The 23071-nt window shown below is 63.0% G+C and carries 23 protein-coding genes; 14 read left to right on the top strand and 9 right to left on the bottom strand.

The annotated features are described in order from the left end of the window. The first annotated feature begins 102 nt into the window (after positions 1-102). Genes NLY44_RS15040 through NLY44_RS15020 form a run of 5 tightly spaced genes read left to right on the top strand, consistent with a single transcriptional unit; the run spans position 103 to position 5117 of the window. A complete protein-coding gene (locus NLY44_RS15040; protein ID WP_023806008.1) occupies positions 103-510 on the top strand; it encodes a hypothetical protein in 408 nt (135 codons plus the stop codon). A 27-nt stretch (positions 511-537) separates the two neighbouring features. Then, on the top strand, positions 538-2433 hold the full coding sequence (locus NLY44_RS15035; RefSeq protein ID WP_023806007.1) for an ABC transporter ATP-binding protein: 1896 nt from the start codon (positions 538-540) through the stop codon (positions 2431-2433). 10 nt (positions 2434-2443) lie between these two features. Beyond that, positions 2444-4327, top strand: coding sequence for an ABC transporter ATP-binding protein (locus tag NLY44_RS15030; RefSeq protein WP_023806006.1), 1884 nt, complete (start codon positions 2444-2446; stop codon positions 4325-4327). A 3-nt stretch (positions 4328-4330) separates the two neighbouring features. After that, positions 4331-4807 (top strand): GNAT family N-acetyltransferase, encoded by a 477-nt coding sequence (locus NLY44_RS15025; RefSeq protein ID WP_023733361.1) that lies wholly within the window; start codon positions 4331-4333, stop codon positions 4805-4807. A gap of 1 nt (position 4808) precedes the next feature. Next, positions 4809-5117, top strand: coding sequence for a DUF6665 family protein (locus NLY44_RS15020; protein WP_023670023.1), 309 nt, complete (start codon positions 4809-4811; stop codon positions 5115-5117). A 20-nt stretch (positions 5118-5137) separates the two neighbouring features. On the opposite strand, the gene NLY44_RS15015 is transcribed toward NLY44_RS15020, so the two are convergent. Beyond that, entirely contained in the window at positions 5138-5482 is a 345-nt protein-coding gene (locus NLY44_RS15015; RefSeq protein WP_023683696.1) for a cupin domain-containing protein, read from the bottom strand. Positions 5483-5796: 314 nt separating this feature from the next. On the opposite strand from NLY44_RS15015, the gene petA reads away from it, so the two are divergent. From petA to NLY44_RS14990, 5 genes are all read left to right on the top strand, one after another. Then, positions 5797-6357, top strand: a complete 561-nt coding sequence (gene petA / locus NLY44_RS15010; RefSeq protein ID WP_023670027.1) for a ubiquinol-cytochrome c reductase iron-sulfur subunit — start codon at positions 5797-5799, stop codon at positions 6355-6357. Between the two features lie 16 nt (positions 6358-6373). Next, on the top strand, positions 6374-7717 hold the full coding sequence (locus tag NLY44_RS15005; protein ID WP_023670028.1) for a cytochrome b: 1344 nt from the start codon (positions 6374-6376) through the stop codon (positions 7715-7717). A 23-nt stretch (positions 7718-7740) separates the two neighbouring features. After that, positions 7741-8613 (top strand): cytochrome c1, encoded by an 873-nt coding sequence (locus NLY44_RS15000; protein WP_023806005.1) that lies wholly within the window; start codon positions 7741-7743, stop codon positions 8611-8613. A 186-nt stretch (positions 8614-8799) separates the two neighbouring features. Next, on the top strand, positions 8800-9945 hold the full coding sequence (locus tag NLY44_RS14995) for an alpha-hydroxy acid oxidase (RefSeq protein WP_023686136.1): 1146 nt from the start codon (positions 8800-8802) through the stop codon (positions 9943-9945). 9 nt (positions 9946-9954) lie between these two features. Next, a complete protein-coding gene (locus NLY44_RS14990) occupies positions 9955-10500 on the top strand; it encodes an adenine phosphoribosyltransferase (RefSeq protein WP_013529989.1) in 546 nt (181 codons plus the stop codon). A gap of 108 nt (positions 10501-10608) precedes the next feature. Here the strand turns inward: NLY44_RS14990 and NLY44_RS14985 are convergent, their stop codons facing one another. The 7 genes from NLY44_RS14985 to NLY44_RS14955 all read right to left on the bottom strand — a co-directional run bounded on the left by NLY44_RS14985 (position 10609) and on the right by NLY44_RS14955 (position 16889). Further along, on the bottom strand, positions 10609-11073 hold the full coding sequence (locus tag NLY44_RS14985) for a MaoC family dehydratase (RefSeq protein WP_023733357.1): 465 nt from the start codon (positions 11071-11073) through the stop codon (positions 10609-10611). Next, the gene (locus NLY44_RS14980; protein ID WP_023670033.1) at positions 11070-11531 is read right to left on the bottom strand and encodes a MaoC family dehydratase; all 462 of its coding nucleotides are present in this window, start codon (positions 11529-11531) and stop codon (positions 11070-11072) included. Before NLY44_RS14980 ends, NLY44_RS14985 begins: the two co-directional genes overlap by 4 nt. Positions 11532-11608: 77 nt before the next feature. Further along, positions 11609-12583 carry a magnesium/cobalt transporter CorA gene (corA, locus tag NLY44_RS14975; protein WP_023806004.1) on the bottom strand — a complete coding sequence of 325 codons (975 nt, stop codon included), beginning with the start codon at positions 12581-12583 and terminating at the stop codon, positions 11609-11611. Positions 12584-12785: 202 nt separating this feature from the next. After that, positions 12786-13889, bottom strand: a complete 1104-nt coding sequence (ychF, locus tag NLY44_RS14970; RefSeq protein WP_023806003.1) for a redox-regulated ATPase YchF — start codon at positions 13887-13889, stop codon at positions 12786-12788. Positions 13890-13984: 95 nt separating this feature from the next. Next, entirely contained in the window at positions 13985-14725 is a 741-nt protein-coding gene (gene pth / locus NLY44_RS14965; RefSeq protein ID WP_023806002.1) for an aminoacyl-tRNA hydrolase, read from the bottom strand. Between the two features lie 21 nt (positions 14726-14746). Beyond that, positions 14747-15391: a 50S ribosomal protein L25/general stress protein Ctc gene (locus NLY44_RS14960; protein ID WP_023686131.1), complete on the bottom strand. Its 645-nt coding sequence runs from the start codon at positions 15389-15391 to the stop codon at positions 14747-14749. A gap of 265 nt (positions 15392-15656) precedes the next feature. Next, positions 15657-16889 (bottom strand): ROK family transcriptional regulator, encoded by a 1233-nt coding sequence (locus NLY44_RS14955; protein WP_245262497.1) that lies wholly within the window; start codon positions 16887-16889, stop codon positions 15657-15659. Positions 16890-17128: 239 nt separating this feature from the next. Between NLY44_RS14955 and NLY44_RS14950 the strand changes: the two genes are divergently transcribed. From NLY44_RS14950 to NLY44_RS14935, 4 genes are all read left to right on the top strand, one after another. Next, positions 17129-19690, top strand: a complete 2562-nt coding sequence (locus tag NLY44_RS14950; protein ID WP_023806001.1) for an ATP-binding cassette domain-containing protein — start codon at positions 17129-17131, stop codon at positions 19688-19690. Further along, complete coding sequence (locus NLY44_RS14945; RefSeq protein ID WP_023806000.1) at positions 19687-20676, top strand: ABC transporter permease; 990 nt, start codon at positions 19687-19689, stop codon at positions 20674-20676. The genes NLY44_RS14950 and NLY44_RS14945 overlap by 4 nt, the downstream gene beginning before the upstream one ends. A 46-nt stretch (positions 20677-20722) precedes the next feature. Further along, the gene (locus NLY44_RS14940; RefSeq protein WP_023695802.1) at positions 20723-21724 is read left to right on the top strand and encodes a rhamnose ABC transporter substrate-binding protein; all 1002 of its coding nucleotides are present in this window, start codon (positions 20723-20725) and stop codon (positions 21722-21724) included. A 79-nt stretch (positions 21725-21803) separates the two neighbouring features. After that, positions 21804-22565, top strand: a complete 762-nt coding sequence (locus NLY44_RS14935; RefSeq protein ID WP_023805998.1) for a glutamine amidotransferase — start codon at positions 21804-21806, stop codon at positions 22563-22565. A gap of 22 nt (positions 22566-22587) precedes the next feature. Here the strand turns inward: NLY44_RS14935 and NLY44_RS14930 are convergent, their stop codons facing one another. Beyond that, positions 22588-23019 (bottom strand): MarR family winged helix-turn-helix transcriptional regulator, encoded by a 432-nt coding sequence (locus NLY44_RS14930; RefSeq protein ID WP_023705903.1) that lies wholly within the window; start codon positions 23017-23019, stop codon positions 22588-22590. Between the last annotated feature and the right edge of the window lie 52 nt (positions 23020-23071).

Below are 23071 nucleotides of genomic sequence, written 5' to 3'. Positions count from 1 at the left end.
TATCCTCGTGTCCCGACGGATACAATCCGTGCCTCCGGCCGAACGCCGGCGCACGACATTGCTTCGCCTTTTTATGTCTATTTTCACACGGAGGACGGACCGATGTTCGATCCCTATAAGATACCGGGTTCAAGAAGCCTGCACGAACGCAAGACGGCGACCTGGGCGTTGCTGGTCGGCGAGACCTATTCGTCGGCGGTTCACGCGCAGACCCGCCGGCGTCCGCATCGCGGCATGTTGCCGGATGTCGATTTCTCGCGTGCGGTTCCCGACCACAGCCGGCCGTCGCTGGTGCGCCGGATCATCCGGCTGATCCGGCCGGGCGCGAAAAACCGGACTGGCGGCGGCGTGCCGTCAGCTCATTCGAAGGCTCCTGTCGGTGAAAAGCCCGCAAGTCCCTATATTGCGCGAAGCAGGACCGATGGCCCGGGTGATTCCGGGCCGTCGGTCCCCGCCGACGTACGGTCTGGGGACGCGGAGCGCCCCGGGGATTTTTCCCGCGCCGCATGAGCGGACAAAAGTTTTGTGAGCATCACTATGTTCAGCTGGTTTGAAAGAAGGCTCGATCCGTTCCCCGCAGCGGAACCGGTCGAGCCGCCGAAGACGCTGGTTGCCTTCTGCGTGCATTATACGCGCGGCGCCTGGCCATACATCATCGTCGACGCGGTGCTGGTGACGGCGATTGCCATCGCGGAAGTGTGGATGTTCGGCTTCATGGGCCACATCGTCGACTGGCTGTCCGGGCAGAACCGCGAAACCTTCCTGCAGACCGAGAGCTGGAAGCTCGCCGGCATGGCCTTCGTCGTGCTGTTCGCGCTGCCGGGTACGGTATGGCTGCATTCTTTGCTCAACCAGCAGACGCTGATGGGCAACTACCCCATGCGCATCCGATGGCAGGTGCATCGTTATCTCTTGAAGCAGTCGATGAACTTCTACCAGGACGAATTTGCCGGCCGCATCGCCACCAAGCTGATGCAGACGGCACTCGCCGTGCGCGAATGCGTCATCAAGGTGATCGAGGTGCTCAATTACGTCATCGTCTATTTCCTCGGCATGCTGTTCATCGTCGGCTCGGCCGACTTGCGGCTGGCGGCACCTCTCGGCGTCTGGCTGCTCGGCTATATCGGGTTGTTGCGCTATATCATCCCGAAGCTGGGCAAGGTCGGCGAGGCGCAGGCCAATGCGCGCTCGACGATGACCGGCCGCGTCGTCGACAGCTACACCAACATCCAGACGGTCAAGTTGTTTTCCCATGCACGGCGCGAAGCAACGTTCGCCAAAGAAGGCATGGCAGGCTTCCTCGACACGGTCTACCGGTCGATGCGGCTGGTGACGGTGCTTTACGGGCTGCTCTATATCCTCAACGCGCTGCTCCTGTTTTCGGTGACGGCGCTGGCGCTGTGGCTGTGGCTCGGCCAGGCGGTGACGATCGGTGCCGTCGCCGTGGTCATCGGCCTCGTGCTCCGTATGTGGGGCATGTCGCAGTGGATCATGTGGGAAATGTCGAGCCTGTTCGAGAACATCGGCACGGTGCAAGACGGCATCGCCTCGATCTCGCTGCCGCGCCTGGTCGAAGACCGGCCGGGGGCGAAGGACATTGCCGTCACCAAGGGCGAGATCCGCTTCGACGACATTCGTTTCCACTATGGCAAGCAGAAGGGCGTCATCGAGAACCTGTCGCTGACGGTGAAGCCCGGCGAGAAAGTCGGCATTGTCGGGCGCTCGGGTGCGGGCAAGTCGACGCTGGTCAATCTCCTGTTGCGGTTCTACGACCTCGAGAACGGCCGGATCCTGATCGACGGCCAGGAGATCGCTTCGGTGACGCAGGATTCGCTGCGCGCGCAGATCGGCATGGTGACGCAGGACACTTCGCTGCTGCATCGTTCGGTGCGCGACAACATTCTTTACGGGCGGCCCGATGCGACGGAGGAAATGCTTGTCGAGGCAGCCGGGCGGGCCGAGGCGCTGGAGTTTATCGGCAGGCTTTCGGATCACACCGGACGTAAAGGGCTCGACGCTCATGTCGGCGACCGCGGCGTCAAATTGTCCGGCGGCCAGCGGCAACGCATCGCCATTGCTCGCGTTATGTTGAAGGACGCACCGATACTTATCCTTGACGAAGCGACGTCGGCGCTGGATTCCGAAGCCGAGGCCGCCATCCAGGAGAATCTCTACAAGCTCATGCAAGGCAAGACCGTCATCGCCATTGCGCACCGGCTGTCGACCATCGCGGCGATGGACAGGCTCGTCGTCCTCGACAAGGGCCGTGTCATCGAGGAGGGGTCGCACGAGGAACTCGTCGCCAGCGGCGGGCTCTACGCGCAGCTCTGGCAGCGCCAGTCGGGCGGGTTCCTGCTCGATGACGGTCCGGTCGATGCCGCCAATGACGCTGTTGCCAACGACATCGGCGTGAAGGGTGAAGCCGCAGAGTGATGACGTCAGCATGATGACAGCCGTCTATCGCTGGTTCGAGGACTGGGTCTATCCGTTCAGGGAGCCGGCGGACCTTCGGCCACCGTCAAGCGTCGGCGGCTTCCTCTGGCACTATGTCGGCCAGGCGAAGTTCGCCTTCTTCGCCATGCTTGTCATCGGCGGCATCGCGCCGCTGATCGAGGCCGGGCTTTTCTACTTCGTCGGGCGGCTGGTCGATATTCTCGATCAGCTTCCCGGTGAACGCAGCTGGGACGCGCTGTGGACCGCCGCCGGGCCTGAGCTTGTCTTCATGATCGCAGTGGTGCTGGTCATCCGCACCATCGTCGTCGGCCTGTCGGCGCTGGTCAACGAACAGACGATCACGCCGGGGTTCTACAATCTGGTGCGCTGGCAGGCGCACCGGCACGTATCGCGCCAGTCCTACACCTTCTTCCAGAACGATTTCGCCGGCCGTATCGCGACAAAAGTCTGGCAGGCGGGGCAGGCGACCGGCGACCTGATGGAGAGCTTCATCGAGGTCATCTGGTTCATGCTCATCTATACGGTGACGACCTTGGCGCTGGTCGCCGGGCTGGATCTGCGCCTGGCCGTGCTGGTGGTGATCTGGATCCTCGCGTTCGCCTGGCTGGCCAAGCTCTATCTGCCCTCGATCCGCAGGCATGCCGAGGCCACGGCTGAAGCTGGCTCGATGATCAATGGGCGCATCATCGATTCCTATTCCAACGTGCAGACGCTGAAGCTGTTCTCGGCCGACGGCGACGACCGCTACATCAAGAACGGCTTCGACATCTATCTCGATGCACTACGGCCCTTCACCCGCCGGCTGACCGGCGTGCGCATGGCGCTGACGACGCTGTCGGGCATCATGATCACCGCGATTGGCTGCTTTGCCGTCTATCTCTGGGTCGAAGGGTCGATCACCGTCGGCGCCGTCGCGTTCACGCTGTCGCTGGTCTTGCGGCTCAACATGCTGCTCGGGCGCGTGATGATGCAGCTCAACGGCATATTGCGAAATCTCGGCGTCTTGGAAAACTCCAAGGCGCTGATCTCGCAGCCGCTTGGCCTTGTCGATGCGCCGGATGCGAAAGAGCTTGTCGTCGCCGGCGGCCGCATCGAGGTGAAGAATGTCGAGTTCCACTACGGCAAGGGTTTTGGCGTGCTGAATGGCATCGACCTTGTGGTCAAGCCTGGCGAGAAGGTCGGGCTGGTCGGGCCGTCCGGTGCGGGCAAGACGACCTTAGCCAATCTCATCCTGCGCCTCTACGACCTCGAGAGCGGGAAAATCCTGATCGACGGGCAAGACGTCGCCGAGGTGACGCAGAACTCGCTGCGCGCCAATATCGGCGTGGTCAGCCAGGACACGGCGCTGTTCCACCGCTCGCTACGCGACAACATCAAGCTCGGCATGCCGGATGCAACTGACGCCGAGGTGATCGCGGCGGCGAAGAAGGCCGAGGCGCACGAGTTCATATTGGGCCTGCGCGACAACCGGGACCGTACCGGCTACGAGGCTTTTGTCGGCGAGCGCGGCGTGAAACTGTCGGGCGGCCAGCGCCAGCGCGTCGCGATCGCCCGCGTCTTCCTCAAGGATGCGCCGATCCTGATCCTCGACGAGGCGACCTCGGCGCTCGATTCCGACATCGAGGCGGCGATCCAGGAGAATCTGGCCAGGCTGATGGAGAACAAGACGGTCATCGCCATAGCGCACCGGCTGTCGACCATCGCCGCGCTCGACCGTCTTGTGGTGCTGGACGGAGGCCGCATCGTCGAACAGGGCACGCATGACGAGCTGGTGGCGCTCGACGGGCTCTATGCGCGGCTGTGGAAGCGGCAGTCCGGCGGCTTCCTCTACCACGAGGAAAGCGTGCTGGAAGAGACACGGCCGGCGGAGTAGGGCATGGCAGCGTCGCCTGATATCGGCTACGTCCTCAAGCGGCTGCGGCCAACCGCGCCGGCCTTCGATGCGCTGAAGGAGGAGAGCCGGCTGGAAGGCTACTGGATGCTGGTGCGGCTGGCGGATGGCTGGGCGGGCGGCCGCAACAAGTTCCTGAAACGAGGCGAGGCGCTGTTTGGTGCATGGCATGGCCGAGAACTCGCTGGTGTGTGCGGGTTGAACATCGATCCTTATTTCGAAGGCAGGGACCACGGCCGGGTCAGGCACCTGTTCGTCAGCGCGCGTCATCGCCGCAGCGGCATTGGCCGCATGCTGGTCGAGACCGTCATTGACAGGGCACGTCAGCATTTTGCCGTGCTGAACACCCGCGCGCCACAAGAAGCCTTTGGGTTCTATGAACGGCTTGGTTTCCAGCCGGTGGTGAGCGAAGAATTCGTCACGCACCGCATGATGCTCTCTCAAGACATAAAAGGAGGCTGAGATGTCACTGCGTCCGCCATCCCTAGGCGCCTCGGCTGCCGAAGCCGCGTTCGACGCCCTCGGCCATGAGATATTGGCTGAAAAGGCCGCAGCGCTCGGCCGTGCCGGCCAACGGGTCGAGGAAACGCTGGCCAAGCTCCGTCAGAACAACGGCGACGAGGAGCAGCGACCGCGGCTGCTCAAGGAGGCTGCCGCGGCGGTGCACGCCTATTTCATCCAGCGTGAACTCTGCGGCCTGCGCCGGCATGAGTCGGCCATCCGCGAATACGATATCCCAAGGGCCGTGCTGGTCAGGCTCGGTGCAAGCTAGAGGTCACCAGCCGGCAACAATCATTCCAGCCATTCGGTGATGAAGCTGCCGTTTTCGTGGATGTCGGTCGTTTCGAGCGGGCCTGGGCCAAGATTGGTGAATTTGTGCGGCGTATCGGGCGGCACGATCAGGATCTGGCCGGCCGTGGCCTCTATCTGCTGGTCGCCGATCGTGAACAGGCCGGTGCCTTGCCGGATGATGAAGATTTCACAATAGGGATGCGTGTGCAGGCGCGGGCCGCCGCCAATCTCTTCCTGATAGTTGAAAATCAGGCAGGAGTTGGAGTCGTAGGCGCCGCATTGCAGTTCGCCCTGCCAGCGGCCGGGCGTCCTGGTCCAGGTCTCGCGGTCGATAATATGTGCCATGCCGGCGAAACTAGATCACGGCAACCTATCCTGTCGAGACAGGCGGGGAGCCTCGGATTTGCTGATATTTCCCTGTTGTTTAGCCGCCTTTGCCGACCTTTGGGCATCTGGCCAACTGACGCGCTGTTCTGTCCCCGCGACAATCTGCCCTTGTGGCTTCAGCCCGCTGGACAAAAACGGGCTTCACGCATAAACCGAAATCCAAATGCCGGAGGAATTCGCTAGCTTGTTCGCCATGCGCTGTCGGGCCGGCGCGATGGAGCGGGGACAAAGCTCGGCCGCCGGCTCGGAAGAGGCGAAAGGATCAGGCACCCGTGAGCGCAACCGACACCCAGGATCCCAACCGTCGTGATTTTCTCTACGTCGCCACCGGCATGGCCGCAGTCGTTGGCGCAGGCGCCGTTGCCTGGCCGTTCATCGACCAGATGCGCCCCGATGCCTCGACGCTGGCGCTCGCCTCGGTTGAGGTTGATGTCGCCTCGCTGACGCCTGGCATGTCGCTGATTGTCAAATGGCGCGGCAAGCCGGTCGTGGTGCGCAACCGCACCGAGCAGGAGATGAAGGACGGCGAGGCCGTGAACCTTGCCGACCTCAAGGATCCTATTGCCCGCAACGCCAATCTGCCCGCCGATGCGCCGGCGACCGACGCCAACCGCACCACGCCCGGCAAGGAAGCCTGGATGGTGATGGTGCAGGTTTGCACGCATCTGGGGTGCATTCCGCTTGGCCAGGAAGGCGATTTCGGCGGCTGGTTCTGCCCGTGCCACGGTTCGGTGTACGATACCGCCGGCCGCATCCGCAAAGGCCCGGCGCCGGAAAATATGGCCGTGCCGGTATTCAAGTTCATTTCCGATACCAAAATCCTTATCGGTTGAGGCAGGGGATAATTCGATGAGCGAGGGACACTCGACCTATACGCCCAAGACCGGTATCGAACGCTGGTTCGACGCCCGCATGCCGCTGCCGCGCATGGTCTATGACAGCTTCATCGCCTATCCGGTGCCGCGCAACCTCAACTATGCGTGGACCTTCGGCGGCATCCTCACGATCATGCTGGTGGCGCAGATCCTGACCGGTATCGTGCTGGCCATGCACTATACCGCCGACACCAATCTCGCCTTCAATTCGGTCGAGAAGATCATGCGCGACGTCAATTCGGGCTGGCTGTTGCGCTACATGCATTCCAACGGCGCCTCGTTCTTCTTCGTCGCCGTCTACATCCACATCTTCCGCGGGCTTTATTACGGCTCCTACAAGGCGCCGCGCGAGCTGCTGTGGATCCTCGGCTGCATCATCTATCTGCTGATGATGGCGACCGGCTTCATGGGCTATGTGCTGCCCTGGGGTCAGATGAGCTTCTGGGGTGCCACCGTCATCACCGGCTTCTTCAGCGCCATTCCGCTGGTCGGCAACTGGATCCAGGAACTGCTGCTCGGCGGTTTCGCCGTCGACAACCCGACGCTCAACCGCTTCTTTGCGCTGCATTACCTGCTGCCGTTCATGATCGCCGGCGTCGTCGTGCTGCACGTCTGGGCGCTGCACGTGGTCGGCCAGTCGAACCCGACCGGCATCGAGGTGAAATCGAAGACCGACACCGTTGCCTTTACGCCCTATGCGACCATCAAGGATGCATTCGGCATGATCGTGTTCCTGTTCTTCTTCGCCTATTTCGTCTTCTACCTGCCGAACTTTCTCGGTCATCCGGACAATTACACGATCGCCAACCCGCTGAAGACGCCGGCCCACATCGTGCCGGAATGGTACTTCCTGCCGTTCTACGCGATCCTGCGCGCCATCACCTTCAACATCGGGCCGATCAACTCCAAGCTCGGCGGCGTGCTGTGCATGTTCGGCGCCATCGTCATGCTGTTCCTGGTGCCTTGGCTCGACACCTCCAAGGTGCGCTCGGCGGTCTACCGCCCCTGGTACAAGCTGTTCTTCTGGCTGTTCGTCGCCGACGCTGTCCTGCTTGGCTGGCTTGGCTCGCAGCCGGCGGAAGGCGGCGGTCTGTTGACCCTCCTGATAGGTGAGGTCTCGGGCAACTACGTTGGCTACGCTCAAGCGGCGACACTGTTCTACTTCGCGTTCTTCCTCGTCATCCTGCCGGTGCTTGGCCTGATCGAGACGCCACGCAGACTGCCGAATTCGATCACCGAGGCGGTGCTGGAGAAGAACAAGGGTGCCGGAGGAGGACATCCGGCCGGTGCGACCGCCGCGCCGGAAACCAAAGGCTGAGTGAGAATCTAAGGGGATTTGGCATGAAAAAGATTCTCACCTCGCTCGCCCTGCTAGGCGTGTTTGCCGCTGGCATCGGAGCCGTCGGCAGTGTGGCGATCGCCGCTGAAGAGGCGCACAACGCGGCGGCACCGACGCATTTCCCGATCCACGAGCCGAAGGAGATGGACTGGACTTTTGCCGGTCCGTTCGGCACCTACGACAAGGCGCAGCTGCAGCGTGGCTTGAAGGTCTACAAGGAAGTCTGCTCGGCCTGCCACTCGATGAATCTGGTGGCGTTCCGCACGCTGGAGGTCCTCGGCTATTCTGAAGCGCAGATCAAGTCCCTGTCGGCCGAGTACACCATCCATGATGGACCCAACGATGCCGGCGACATGTTCGACCGGCCGGGCAAGCCGTCAGACCATTTCCCGGCGCCGTTCGCCAATGAGGAGGCGGCTGCCGCTTCCAACGGCGGCGCTGCCCCACCGGATATGTCGCTGCTGGCCAAGGCGCGCGGCGTCGAGCGCGGCTTCCCGCGCTTCGTCTTCGACATCTTCACGCAATATGCGCAGGGCGGCCCGGACTACATCCATTCTCTGCTGACAGGCTACGACGAGACGCCACCTGCCGGCATGGTGATCCCCGAAGGCACCCACTACAATCCATACTTCATGTCCGGCGTGTCGCTGAAGATGCCCAAGCCGCTCTCCGACGGCCAGGTGACCTACGATGACGGTTCGCCGCAGACGATCGACCAGTATTCGCGCGACGTCTCGGCGTTCCTGATGTGGGCGGCCGAGCCGCATATGGAAGACCGCAAGAAGACCGGCTTCCGCGTGCTGGTGTTTCTGCTTCTGTTCGGGGCGCTGATGTATCTGACCAAGCGCAAGGTGTGGGAAGGCGTGGCGCACTAAGCCGCATCTTATTCCTCGGAAATGGAAAGGGCGTCTTCGGACGCCCTTTTTGCTTGCCAAACCGGACATGGTTCGCATCTTGGCGCAGCAGCCGTCCAGTAAGAAGTCCGTTGGCACGCCGCCATGCGATTGGTATTGCACGCGCGCCCGGCGGATCGCCGGCTAAAGGGGCATTTGGGATCGATGATGCGGCTACGCGACTGTCACAACTTTTCCGATTTCCGGCGCATGGCCCAGCAGCGGTTGCCGGGGCCAATCTTCAACTACATCGATGGCGCGGCCGACGACGAGGTCACCTACCGCCGCAACACCGAGAGCTTCGAGCGCTGCGACCTCGTTCCCAACGTGCTGCGCGGGGTAAGCGAGATCGACATGTCGGTGACGGTGATGGGCCAGAAGCTGGCCATGCCCGTCTATTGCTCGCCGACCGCCTTGCAGCGGCTGTTCCATCATCAAGGCGAGCGCGCGGTGGCCAAGGCTTCGGCCAAATTCGGCACGATGTTTGGCGTGTCCTCGCTCGGCACCGTCAGTCTTGAGGAAGCGCGCAAGATCAGCAGCAGCCCGCAGGTCTACCAGTTCTATTTCCACCGGGATCGCGGCCTCAACCGGGCGATGATGCAGCGGGCGAAAGCGGTTGGAGTCGAAGTGATGATGCTGACCGTCGACAGCATCACCGGAGGCAACCGCGAGCGCGACAAGCGCACCGGCTTTGCCATCCCCTTCAAGCTCAACCTTGCCGGCATGCTGCAGTTCGCGCTGAAGCCGGGCTGGGCGATCAACTATTTCACCCATGAGGGATTCAAGCTGCCGCAGCTCGACGAGCATGTCGACATGGGCGGCGGCACGATGTCGATCAGCCGCTACTTCACCGAGATGCTCGATCCGTCGATGACCTGGGACGATGTTGCCGAGATGGTCAGACTGTGGGGAGGTCCGTTCTGCCTCAAGGGCGTCATGTCGGTGGAGGATGCCAAGCGCGCCGTCGAGATCGGCTGCAGCGGCATTGTGCTGTCCAACCACGGCGGCCGGCAGCTGGACGGCTCGCGGGCGGCGTTCGACCAGCTGGCCGAGATCGTAGATGCCGTCGGCGACAGAATAGACATCATCATGGATGGCGGCGTGCAGCGCGGCACCCATGTGCTGAAGGCGCTGTCGCTCGGCGCCAAGGCTGTTGGCGTCGGCCGCTATTATCTGTTCCCCCTGGCGGCGGCCGGACAGCCGGGCGTCGAGCGGGCGCTGGAGCAGATGCGGATCGAGATCGAGCGCGGCATGAAGCTGATGGGCTGCAGTTCGATCGAACAATTGTCGCGCAACAACCTCCGTTTCAGGTAATCTCGACCCATGAAATCCTCGCTCGAAGACACGCTGCTCGCCGCGATCCGCACCATTCCGGACTACCCCAAGCCCGGCATCCTGTTTCGCGACATCACCACTTTGCTCGGCAATGCGCGCGCCTTTCGCCGCGCCATCGACGAGCTGGTGCATCCCTATGCCGGGCAGAAGATCGACAAGATCGCCGGCATCGAGGCACGCGGCTTCATCCTCGGCGGTGCGGTCGCGCACCAGCTTTCGGCCGGCTTCGTGCCGATCCGCAAGAAGGGCAAGCTGCCTTACGAGACGGTACGCGTCGCCTACAGCCTGGAATACGGGCTGGACGAGATGGAGATGCACAAGGACGGCGTTGCGCCGGGCGAGAAGGTGATCCTGGTTGACGACCTGATCGCGACCGGCGGCACGGCGGAGGCGGCGGTCAAGCTGCTGAGGCAGATCGGCGCCGATATTCTTGCCGCGTGCTTCGTCATCGACCTGCCGGATCTCGGCGGACGGGCGAAGCTCGAAGCGCTGGGCGTGCCGGTGCGGACGTTGATCGGGTTTGAGGGGCATTAGAGAGTAGGGAGAAGGGAGTAGGGAGTAGGGAGTAGGGAGGGAAGCTCCGCATTCCGTGCAAGGCGCAGCACCCACTGCTGCCTAATCCCTACTGCCTAAACCCTAGCCCTACCCAGCCTTCACCAGCACCGCGCTGTCGAACTCCAGCACCTTGTCGCCTGCCGAATCGGAACCTTCCGAGCGCAGCGCCAGCAGGCGCCAGCCGGGGCGGGTGGCAAGCGGGCGGTGGGACAGGGCCGTGCGCATGAAGGTGACGGTTTCTCCGGCATAGACCGGCTTTGGCCATTTCAGGTTCCTGAAGCCGGGGGAGGGGCCGAATTCTGGTACCGGGCCGGGTCCGGTCCATTGAGAAGCGTCCATAGGATTTTTGAGATTGAGCTTCATCCACGTGGCCGCGGTGTGCCAGCCTGAGGCGCAGAGGCGGCCGAACACGCTTTTCTTCGCCGCCTCCTCGTCGACATGAAAGACCTGTGGATCGTATTTGCAGGCGAACGCCTTGATCGCCTCGGCTTCGAATGTGTGCGAACCGAGGTTGATGGTATCGCCGATGCGGAAGAACGCGTCGAGGCTCATGCGCCGGCCTCGCGGGTCAAGAACATGACAGTGTTCTCAAGTTCGAAGACGCTTTCACCGCGCTGGTTGAACAGTTCGCTGCGCAAGGTGACGAGGCCGAGCTGAGGCCTGGATTTCGACAGGCGCCTGGCGAGCACGCTGGTGCTGCCGGCCAGCGTGTCGCCGGCCAGCACCGGCTTCTTCCATTTGACCTGGTCGATGCCGGGCGCGCCTTGCGCGGTCGAGTCGAGCAGGAAGGCGTCGCACAGCATGCGCATGAAGATCGCGCAGGTGTGCCAGCCGGAGGCGGCCAAGCCGCCAAGGATGCTGGCCTTGCCGGCGGCTTCGTCGAGATGCATCGGCTGCGGGTCGAATTCGGTGGCGAATTCGATGATTTCGGCCGCACTCACCTGCTTGGCGCCGAGGTCGATCGATGCGCCCTCGGTGAAATCCTCGTAGGCCCAGCTTTTTGCGGTCATGATCCCAATCCGGTTGTCGATCACCGGGCATCCGGATGCCGTCCGGGCGGCGTTTGGTCAAGCGAATTCTATTGGGCCTACAACCAGCCGCGGCGGCGGAAATACCAGAACGGCAGGATCGCCGACAGGATCATCAGGCCGATGGCGAAGGGATAGCCGAGCTCCCATTTCAGCTCCGGGATGATGTCGAAATTCATGCCGTAGATCGAGGCCACCAGCGTCGGCGGCAGGAAGATGACGGCGGCGACCGAGAAGATCTTGATGATGGCGTTCTGCTCGATCGAGATCATGCCCAGCGTGGCGTCGAGAAGGAACGAGATCTTCTGCGACAGGAAGGTGGCGTGGTCGGCGAGCGACAGCACGTCGCGCGACACGGTCTTGATGCGGGCGCGGATGTCCTTGCTCATCTTGATCTGGGTCGCGACATGGGCGAGGAAGCCAGTGAGGCGCTGCAACGAGATCAGGCTGTCGCGGATCGAGGAGGCGATGTCCTCCTTGCGGCCGATGGCCTTGAGCAGTTCCTGGAAATCGCGGTTGCGCTTGTTCACCTTGGTCGAGCGCGCTTCGAAGATATCGCGCGAGATCGTCTCGATGTCGCGGCCGGCGCGTTCGAGAATGTCGGCCAGCCGGTCGACGATCGCCTCCAGCAGGCCGATCAGGATGGTGTTGCCGGTGGTGCAGCCGGTCGCCACCTTCTCGGCGCGCAGCGGAAAGGTCTTGAACGCCTTCGGCTCATGATAGCGGATGGTGACCAGTCTCGGGCCGGCAAGCACAAAGGTAACCGGCGACATCAAGGGATCATCGATTTCGGTCTGCGCCGGCAGGGTGGCGGTCATGAAATAGGCGCCGTCCTCGATGTAGAGGCGGCTCGAAATCTCGATCTCCTCCATCTCCTCGCGCGTCGGGATGGCAACGCCGAGCCAGGTCTCGATCGTCGTTTCTTCTTCCTTGGTCGGGTTGAGAAGGTCGGCCCAGACGACGTGATCGCCATTGGCCACGAGATCGTCGGCGAGGCGCAGGCGATCATTGTCGACGACGAAGGCCTTGATCATCGCCGAATCTCCGTTGGTTGAGCCCAAGAGGTTTCGTTTGATAGCGATGGGTCTTGCACGCTCCGCCGCTCCCACGGGGACGGCCAAGTCGCATGCAAACGGCCATAGACCCGGTGCCAAGGGCAGTCAAGCGACGCGGCATGCCGGCTCTCCACTTGACGAAGCCGTGATCGGCCGCGGTCAGCGCGCCAGCCGCGGCGCCTCAGGTATTGAACTTGAACAGCAGGACATCGCCGTCCTGGACGACATATTCCTTGCCTTCGTCGCGCGCCTTGCCGGCTTCCTTGGCCGCCACTTCGCCGCCTAGCGTGATGTAGTCGTTGTAGGCGATGGTCTGCGCGCGGATGAAGCCGCGCTCGAAATCGGTGTGGATGACGCCGGCCGCCTGCGGGGCCTTGTCGCCCTTGTGGATCGTCCAGGCGCGCGTCTCCTTCGGCCCGGCGGTGAAATAGGTGATGAGATGCAACAGATCGTAGCCGGCGCGGATGACCTTGTTGAGGCCAGGTTCGTCGAGGCCGAGCGAGGACAGGAACTCCATCTCTTCGTCGTCGGAGAGCTGGGCGACTTCGGCCTCGATCGCGGCTGAGATCACCACGGTGCCGGCGCCTTGGGCGGTCGCCATCTTCTCCACCGCCTTGGTGTGCTCATTGCCGGTAGCGGCGTCGGCTTCGGCGACGTTGCAGACATAGAGTACGGGGTGTGAGGTCAAGAGGTTCAGTCCCTGCAGGATGCGCAGGTCTTCCGCTGAAATGCCCTTGAGCAGGATGCGGGTCGGCTTGCCGGCTTGCAGCAGCTCGAGTGCTGCCTCCATCATCGGCAGCACGGTGGTTGCTTCCTTGTCCTTGCTGCCGGCGCGCTTGCGGATCTGCACGATGCGGCGCTCGAGGCTGTCGAGGTCGGCGAGCATCAGCTCGGTCTCGACTGTATCGGCGTCGGCGACAGGGTCGATCTTGCCCTCGACATGGGTGATGTCGTCATCCTCGAAGCAGCGCAGCACATGCACGATGGCGTCGACCTCACGGATGTTGGCGAGGAACTGGTTGCCCAGCCCTTCGCCCTTGGAGGCGCCGCGCACCAGGCCGGCGATGTCGACGAAGGAGATGCGGGTCGGGATGATCTCCTTAGACTTGGCGATTGCGGCGATCTTCTGCAGCCGCGGATCAGGCACCGCCACCTCGCCGGTGTTCGGTTCGATGGTGCAGAACGGATAGTTGGCGGCCTGCGCCGCCGCCGTCCTGGTCAACGCGTTGAAAAGCGTCGACTTGCCGACGTTGGGCAAGCCAACGATGCCGCATTTGAAACCCATGTGTCCGGTCCTATCGGGAAACTAGAAATTTGATGAGGGCTATGGGCGATAGGAGTGAGCAACGTCAAGCCCCGCGGTCCCGATCCTATCGACGCTCAGTCCTTCTTGCCGAACAGTTTCTTCAGCATGGCGGCCATAGGGCCGCTTTCCGGCAGCTTGGCCGGCGCCTGCTGTGGCCGTGCCTGGCGGATGTGGCTTTGAGCTTTCGGGCCCTCAGCCTTCGGCGCCTTTGGCGGCGGCCGGTCGTCGTCGCCGGTTGGCGTTAGTTTGTCGCGCAAGGCCAGCGTCACCCGGTTCATGAAAGAACTGTCGTCGCCCTTGGCCAGCAGCCCGGCATCGTCGGCGATGGTGTCGAGCAGCACGTCCAGCCATTCGCGGTCGGCCTTGGCGAAATCGCCGAGCACATGGGACTGCACCATTTCCCGGACGCCGGGATGGCCGACGCCGATGCGCACGCGGCGAAAGTTCTTGCCGAGATGCTGGTCGAGCGAACGGATGCCGTTGTGTCCGCCGGCGCCACCGCCGACCTTGACCCGCAATTTGCCGGCCGGCAGGTCGATCTCGTCGTAAAAGACGGTCAGCGCCTCGGGGCCGAGCTTGTAGAAGCGCAAGGCTTCGCCGACCGCCTGTCCCGACAGGTTCATGAAGGTCTGCGGCTTGATCAGCAGAATCTTCTCGCCGGCAATCGTGCCTTCGGCGATCAGGCCCTGGAACTTCTTCGACCAGGGCGAAAACGAATGGCGGCGGGCAATTGCGTCCGCCGCCATGAAGCCGACATTGTGCCGGTTATCAGCGTATTTCGCGCCCGGATTGCCGAGGCCTGCAAAGACAAGCATCGTGAACTCCAGGCCCGAAAATTACTTCTCTTCGGCAGCAGGAGCCGCCGCTTCGGGGGCTGCCGCTTCCGCCGTCTCTTCCGTCTCCGGCTTCATCGCCGAGGAGCCGGCAATGGTCGCGATGGTGAAATCGCGATCGGAGATCACCGGCTTGACGCCGGCCGGCAAGGTAACCGCCGAGATGTGGATCGAATCGCCAATGTCGGCGCCGGTGAGATCGACGGTGATGAATTCCGGGATCGCATTGGCCGGGCAGTGGAACTCGACTTCATGACGCACGATGTTGAGCACGCCGCCGCGCTTGATGCCGGGCGACTTGTCTTCATTGATGAAGTGCACGGGCACGTCGACGTTGACCTCGGTGTCCTTGCCGATGCGCAGGAAGTCGACATGGACCGGGAAATCCTTGACCGGGTCGAGCTGGAAATCCTTGGGCAGAACCTGGATTTTCTTGCCGTCGACATCGATCGTGGCGATCGTGGTCAAAAACCCGCCGCCATGGATTTTGTAGAAGACGTCCTTGTAGTTCAGCGCAATCGCCAGGGGAGGCTGTCTGTCGCCGTAGATAACTGCAGGCACTTTACCGTTGCGGCGAACTGCACGGGCGGACCCCTTACCGACCTGTTCGCGCGCTTCGGCCTTGAGCTCGTAAGTATCGTGGCTCATGGCATTTCCTTTCGCGTTTTATGGAGCGTTTGCGGTGGCAGTGTGCCTGGACCGTAAACGTCGAAAGCCGCCAGGCCTGGATGTCCGAATGCCAGAAACCGCATACGCGGAGCTTTGTTCGGGATCACAAGGGAAGGCAGCCTTCCGCCGCGTTGCCTCCAAGGGTGTCTACGCGGGTGGCGGCTCTATAGCGGAAGGCGGGCAGGCGTGCAAGCCATGGCGGGCAAGGGCGGCCGATGCCTGCGTTGGGCGCGCCGCATTGCGCTCAGGCCGGCAGGTCGGTGGGCGGATTTGATCCGTTTCCCTTGGCGCCGCCGAGCGTGGACAGAGCGCTCAGCAGTTTCGTCCGGTCCTTGCCGATCATGAGCACGCCGCTGTCGGGCGCCAGCAGCGCCGAGAACGGAAGCATGGCAGCGCCGATCGAGGAGGCCTCAGGGCCGAATTGCCCCGACACGATCTCCGGCGTCACGATGCCGATTGCGCTGGCCTGGTTGAACTGGGTCTGCACCCTTGCCAGCAGTTCGAGATGGATCGGCCTGGGCAGGATCGAGTCGAGAACGATGGCCTCGATGTCGATGATGGAGGTGATGGCGATGATCGCCTCGACCAGCGCGCTCGCACAATCGTCGATCCATTCGAACAGCGGCACGCGCGCTTCGGGTGGCAACGGATCGAGTTCCCGCACACGATTGATCACCACGCCGCGCGACCTCAGGTGATTGACCAGCACATAGATCGAGGCGCGATGCAGCAGGCTCTGGTAGCGCGCAGGCTTCGCCGCCACCGAATCGAGGCTTGAGGGCGAGACCGGCAAGGGTCCGAGGGCAGCGCTGTTGCCATGCGGCCCGGTATGGACCCTGCCGCCTTGCACCAGGCCGCCGCCGACAAAAGTGTCGATCGAGATGTGCATGAAATCGCGAAAGCGGGCGCCGGCGCCCTGGACAAGTTCGGCCAGCGCCGCCGACGTGGCGTCGTTTTCCACGAACACCGGCGTCTTCGCCGGCGTGGCAAAGCATGTCGTCAGGTCGATCGCCTCCCAGCGGCTGCCGAGATCGTCGGGAAAGCCGAGTTCCTCGCTCCAGCCGCCGAGGAAATAGGGTGAGGCAATGCCGACGCCGACGATGCTGGCATCGCCAAGCCCATCTACCAGCTTTTCGAAGGTGGCCAGCGCCATGTTGCCGGCCTTCAGCACCAAATCAGGATCGGGGAAGCGGTATTCGTGCGACTCTCTTGCGCGGATTTCACCGGCGAAGTCGACCAGAACGGCTTCAAGCGCACGCCGGCCGATCTTGATGCCGACGCTGTAGATGCGCTCCGGCGTCAGCCGGTACAGCGTGGAGGGCGAACCGCGCTGCCCGAACCTTTTTCCCACTTGCTTTACGAATCCGGAAGATTCCAGGCCGTCGACGATGGCAGCGACGGCCGCCGGCGTCAGGCTTGCCGCGCGCGCCAGATCGGACTTGGAGGCTTCCTTGAGGCGACGGATGGCGTCGAGCACGAAACGCTCATTATAGTGCCGAACTTTGACAGAATTGCTGCCTTTCCCTGACAAACCCGCACTCCCCAAATGTCCCATTCCCGGCGCGAAGCCCGCAAACCACCTGCGGCCGAGCGCACCCTGCGGTGCCTATGTTGGCGGCGACAGTGCGCGTCGGAACCATGGAAGTCAATTTTGCCGTTGCGCCTTTGCGCTATTTAATATAGCAAATTGAATAAATAACTAGTCAGGGAGGAGACGTGCTGCACTCGGGCACACAAAGCGAAGCCGACGCTGCGGTGGTGCGGGCTGTTCCCGTTGCCCTGGTTCAGGCGACGAAGGCTTTCGGCGGCACGATTGCGCTCAAGGACGCCTCCTTCGAATTGCGCTCCGGCGAGGTGCTGGCGCTGCTTGGCGAAAACGGCGCCGGGAAGAGCACCTGCGTGAAGCTTCTGGCCGGTGTGCATTCTCCCACCAGCGGTCATGTCGAGGTTGACGGCAAATCAGCCGTCTTCCATTCGCCGCATGACGCGCAGGCGGCCGGCATTGCGGTCATGCACCAGCATCCTGGCTTGTTTCCCGATCTGTCGGTGGCGGAGAACATCTATCTCGGCCACATGCCGCGCGACCGCTTTGGCGGCATCGACAATGCCGCCATGCTGGCCGGCGCCCGCAAGGTGCTGGCTACCGTCGGGCTCGACGTGCCGGCGGCAACGCGGCTGGGAACACTGCGTACCTCTGAACAACAACTGGTCGAGATCGCCCGCGCGCTGTCGCTGGATGCCCGCGTGCTGATCATGGACGAGCCCACGGCGGCGCTGTCACAGCGCGAGGTCGAGCGGCTGTTTTCCGTCGTTGCCGATCTCAGGCTGCATGGCGTGGCGATGATGTTCGTCGGCCACCGCATGGATGAAATCTTCCGCATCGCCGACCGCATCGCCGTGCTGCGTGACGGGCGCCTGATCGGCGTCAAGCCGAAGGCCGAGCTTGGCCGCGCTGCCGCCATCAGCATGATGGTCGGGCGTGAAGTCACCGACCTCTATCCCGAACGGCGCCATGCCTCAGGCGCGCTGGTGCTGGAGGCGAAGGGACTTTCGCGCGCCGGCGGGTTTGCCGGTATCGACCTCAAGCTTCACGCCGGCGAGGTGCTGGGGCTTGGCGGCCTGGTCGGCAGCGGACGCACCGAGATTGCGCGCGTGCTGTTCGGTATCGACCGGCCCGACGCCGGCGAAATCCTGATCGACGGCAAGCCCGTGCAGTTCGCCTCGGCGCGCGACGCCATGGATGCGCGCATCGCCTATGTGTCGGAAGATCGCATGGGCCAGAGCCTGGTGATGGATTTCTCCATCCTCGACAATGCGGTGCTACCTGTTCTCGACAAGGCCGCACAACGCGGTCTCTACGGCACCGACCGCGCCATCGGTCTGGTGGCGGACTGGCTGAAGCGCATGAAGCTGCGCTTTTCCGGTTATGGGCAGCCGGTGAAAGAGTTATCCGGCGGCAACCAGCAGAAGGTGGTGCTGGCCAAATGGCTGCGCACCGAGCCGCGCGTGCTCATCCTCGACGAGCCGACGCAAGGCATCGATGTCGGTACCAAGGCGGAAGTGCATGCAATGATTGCTGACCTTGCCGCGCAAGGCATGGCGATCCTGCTGATCTCGTCAGAGATGCCCGAACTGATCGGCATGTGCGACCGCATTATCGTGCTGCGCGAAGGCCGCCAGACTGCCGAGTTTTCGCGCGGGCAAGCCACGCAGGAAAAAGTACTGGAAGCGGCGACCAGGACCGATGAACGTGCCGGCCAGGCAGCGCAGATAGAACGCGCCGCCGAGGAGGAAAAGGCAAAAGGACCGTTCGATTTTCTGAAGCGGCGGGAATTCGGCCTGCTTGCGGCAATGCTCGCCGTCGCCATTCCGGTCACCATCATCAACCCGCGCATGGTGAGCGCGGCGAACCTCACCGCTGTGTCGATGGACGCGGCCTTGCTGATTGTCGCCGCACTGGCGCAGATGCTGGTGCTGATCACCCGCAACATCGACCTGTCGATCGCAGCTGTGATCGGCCTCTCCGCCTATATGGCGGCCAGCATGGTTCAGGCCTATCCCGGATTGGACATCGGCATCGGCCTGATCACCGCCTGCGCGGTCGGCGGCTTTGCCGGACTGCTCAACGGCCTTGTCGTTACCAGGGGAAAGATCCCGGCCATCGTCGTTACGCTGGCTTCGATGTCGATCTTCCGCGGTTTCAACTCGATCTGGGCGGCGGGCGACCAGGTCAGCGCCGACGAAGTCACGCAAGCCTGGCTCGACATGACCGGGCTGAAGATCGCAGGCGTGCCGCTGATCGTCATCATCGCTATTGTCATCCTGTGCGCCGGCTATGTGCTGCTCTATCGCACCGCAACCGGGCGCGAGCTGTTTGCCACCGGTTCCAACCCGGACGGCGCAAGGCTGATCGGCATTCCGGTCGACCGGCGCATCCTGCTGGCCTTCGGCATGGCCGGCCTGCTAGGCGGCCTGTGCGGCGCCCTGTGGGCTTCGCGCTACGCCACCATCGATGCCCGCGTCGCGCTCGGCTTCGAACTCACGGTGATCGCCTCTGCGGTGGTCGGCGGCGTCGCCATCCGCGGCGGCTCGGGCACGCTGCTCGGCATCATCCTTGGCGCGCTCACTCTCTTGGTCATCAAGAACGGGCTGACGCTGGTGCGTGTCGACCCGCTCTGGCTGCAGGGCGTCTATGGCCTGGTGATCCTGGTTGCCATCGGCATCGACACCTTCATCGTGCGGCGTGCCGAACAGGCAAGACAGGCGAGGGCGAGATGAGAAAGTTTATCCGCTCGATCGACTTCTGGGATCTGCTGCTGGCGACCGCCTGCATCGCCGTCTTCATCTATGCGGCGGTCTTCGTGCCGAATTTCGTCTCCGGCTTCAACCTCTCGCAATTGGCCGCAAGCGCCTCGGAAAAGGCGTTGCTGATCCTGCCGATGACGCTGCTCATCATAACCCGCGAGATCGACCTGTCGATCGCCTCTGTGCTGGCGTTGACATCCGTGATTTTTGGCCTGCTTGTCCAGGCTGGCGTGCCGACGCTGGCCGCCATTCCGCTGACGCTCGTCTTCGGCGGCCTGCTCGGCGCCTTCAACGGCTATCTGGTGTCGGGCCTCGGGTTGCAGTCGCTGGTGGTGACGCTCGGCACCATGGCGCTCTATCGGGGCATTGGCTACATCCTGCTCGGCACCGGTTCGGTCAACATATTGCCGCCGGCGGTTGTCGATTTCGGCATCAGCAATCTGCCGGGCACACAAATCCCGTGGACCATCGTGCCGTTCCTGCTGCTGGCGCCGATCTTCGCGGTGGTGCTGCAGAAGACGCCGACCGGCAAGCGCATCTATGCGCTTGGCGGCAGCCCCGAAGTGGCGCGCTATTCCGGCATTGACACGCGCCAAATGGTGCTGAAGCTTTTCGTCGTTTCGGGCCTCGTCGCGGCCATCGCCGGCATCGTCTACACCGCGCGCCTTTCCAACGCCCGCGCTAACAATGCGCTCGGCATGGAGCTCGATGTCATCACCATCGTGCTGCTCGGCGGCGTCAGCGTCTTCGGTGGCAAGGGGCGGCTCACGGGGGTCATGCTGGCGCTGCTGTTGATCGCCATCATCCGCAATGTGCTGGCGCTCAACCAGATCGGCGGCGACGCCCAAGGCATGATCATCGGCCTGCTCCTGATCGGCTCGCTGCTGGTCTCCAACTACTGGCGCTCCCTGGAGGAGCGGCTGTCAAGATCGCGCGTCCTGCGCGAAACCAAGGGGTGATCTCGGGCCCCTTTCTTCAAGCCCGAATTCTGACGGAGGAGACACAATGAAAGCGTTTAGAATAGCTCTGCTCGCATCCGCGGTTCTGCTTGCGCCGGCCTCGCTGGCCTACAGCCAGGAATGCGCCAAGGAACCGGTGACCGTCGGCTTCCTGCCCAAGCTCGACACCGATCCCTACTTCAAGGTGGCTTTCGGCGGCGCCGAAGAGGCGGCGAAGGAAATTGGCGGCACCGCCACCCAGGTCGCCCCGTCGCAGGCGACGGCCGAGGCACAGATCGAATTCATCAACAGCCTTGTGTCGCAGAAGGTCGGCGTCATCGCTATCGCCGGCAACGACGCCAATGCCGTTGCGCCTGCGCTGAAGCGCGCCGTTCAGCAAGGCGTCCGGGTGATCTCGTACGATTCCGACGTCGCGGCCGATGCGCGCGCGGTGTTCGTGAACCAGGTGAAGGGCGACAGTCTGGCCGAAATGATGCTGGAAAGCGCATTCAACCTCAGCGGCGGCGAAGGCGAGTTCGCCATCCTGTCGTCGACGCCGACGGCGACCAACCAGAACGCCTGGATCGACTTCATGAAGGCGAAGATGGCGGCAGAGCCGAAATACGCCAAGATGAAACTGGTGCAGGTCGCCTATGGCGAGGAGAGCGAGCAGGTCAACCAGCAGCAGGCCTTGGCGCTGGTGCAGGCGTTTCCGGATCTCAAGGTGATCATCGTGCCGGCAGGCATAGGCCTTCCGGCGGCCGCGCGCGCACTCGAGGAAGCCGGCATGATCGGCAAGGTCAAGCTGACCGGCCTTGCGCCGGCCACTTTGATTTCGAAATACATCAAGGATGGCGCTGCCCAGGATATCTGGTGGAATGTCACCGATCTCGGCTACCTGTCCTATCAGGCGGCCCAGGCGCTAGCGCAGTGCAAGATCACCGGCAAGGAAGGTGAGAAGTTCACGGCGGGCAGGCTCGGCGAATACACGATCGGGGCCAGCGGCGAACTGATCCTTGGCCCGGCCAAGATCGTGACGCCGGAAAACCTGGCCGAGTTTAAGTTCTAAGCCTCCCAAGGCCCGGCGGGCGCCGGTTCAAGCCGGCGCCCGCTCGTTCAATTGTCAGTCGAAAAGCGTGAGGGCGACGATGAAACTCTTGCTGGCAGGCGAGACCTTCGCGGCGACGACGTCGGTCGCTGCCGGCGGCGACGTTCTGACAAGTGCGACATGGGTGAATGGCGCGACGGCCTTCAATGCCGCCCTTGCCGCAGAGGGCATAGCGGTGACGCAGATCGGTGGCGATCGCTGTGCGGCCGAATTTCCGTATGACCTCGACGCGCTGGCCGAATACCAGGCGGTGGTGATCTCCGATGTCGGCGCGCTGACCTTGCTGGTCACGCCGGAGGCCCGCGCCGGGCGCATCGGCGTCAACCGCCTCGACGTCCTCAAGGCCTATGTCGAAGGCGGCGGCGGGCTGATGCTGGCCGGCGGCTATATGGGGTTCCAAGGCATGTTCGGCACGGCGCGTTTCCACGACACCCCGGTCGAGGACGTGCTGCCCGTGCGCTGCCTGCCATTCTCGGACGGGCTGGAAGTGCCGCAAAGCCTGCAGCCGTCGATCCTTCAGGCGTCGCATCCGATCCTTGCCGGTGTCGCGGGTCCGTTGCCGCCGATCCTCGGCATGAACAAACTCGATTTTAGGCGCGACGGCTCGTCCCAGCTTCTGGCGACCTGCCATTATCGCGGCACGGACTGGCCGCTGCTTGCGGTTCGTGAGCATGGCCGTGGCCGCACCGTCGCGTGGGCGACCGACATCGGCCCACACTGGCTGTCGCAGGACTTTTTGGGATGGCCGCTCTACGGCAAGCTGATGGGCAACGTCGTGCGCTGGCTGGCCGGCAAGGATTAAGCCTGGCGTGTTTGTAGGGCAGCTAGTCCGGCTTGCTGCTCAACGCTTCGCGCAGCGCTTGGATCCGCCGATTCAAGGCATCGAGATCAGCCATCGTCATGCCCGAGCGTTCGATCAGGGTTTCGTTGAGGCAGTTGCACTGGACGAGCAGCGCGCGGCCGGCAGGCGTCAGGTCGACCTGCACTTGGCGCTCGTCCGTCTGGCTGCGCTGGCGGGTGACGAGACCGGCCTGTTCCATGCGCTTCACCAGCGGCGTGATGGTGCTCGATTCCAAAGCGAGCCTGTGCGCAATCGAGCCGACCGACATCCCGCGGGCTTCGGCAAGTGCGTTCAGCACGAGATATTGCGGATAAGTGATGCCCATCTCGTCCAGCATGGGCTTGTAGGTGCGATTGATTGCTATGCTGGTGGCGTAAAGCGTGAAGCAGAGCTGGTTGTCCAACGGGAGAGGCACGAGGCATTCCTTTAGCCGACTGAGCACATCAATATGTACCACGAAAAATGAT

It is taken from the genome of Mesorhizobium sp. C089B (assembly GCF_030323125.1).
Lineage (GTDB): Bacteria > Pseudomonadota > Alphaproteobacteria > Rhizobiales > Rhizobiaceae > Mesorhizobium.
Note: the sequence above shows the minus strand (reverse complement) of the source record. Positions and strands in the feature narration are given on the sequence as shown.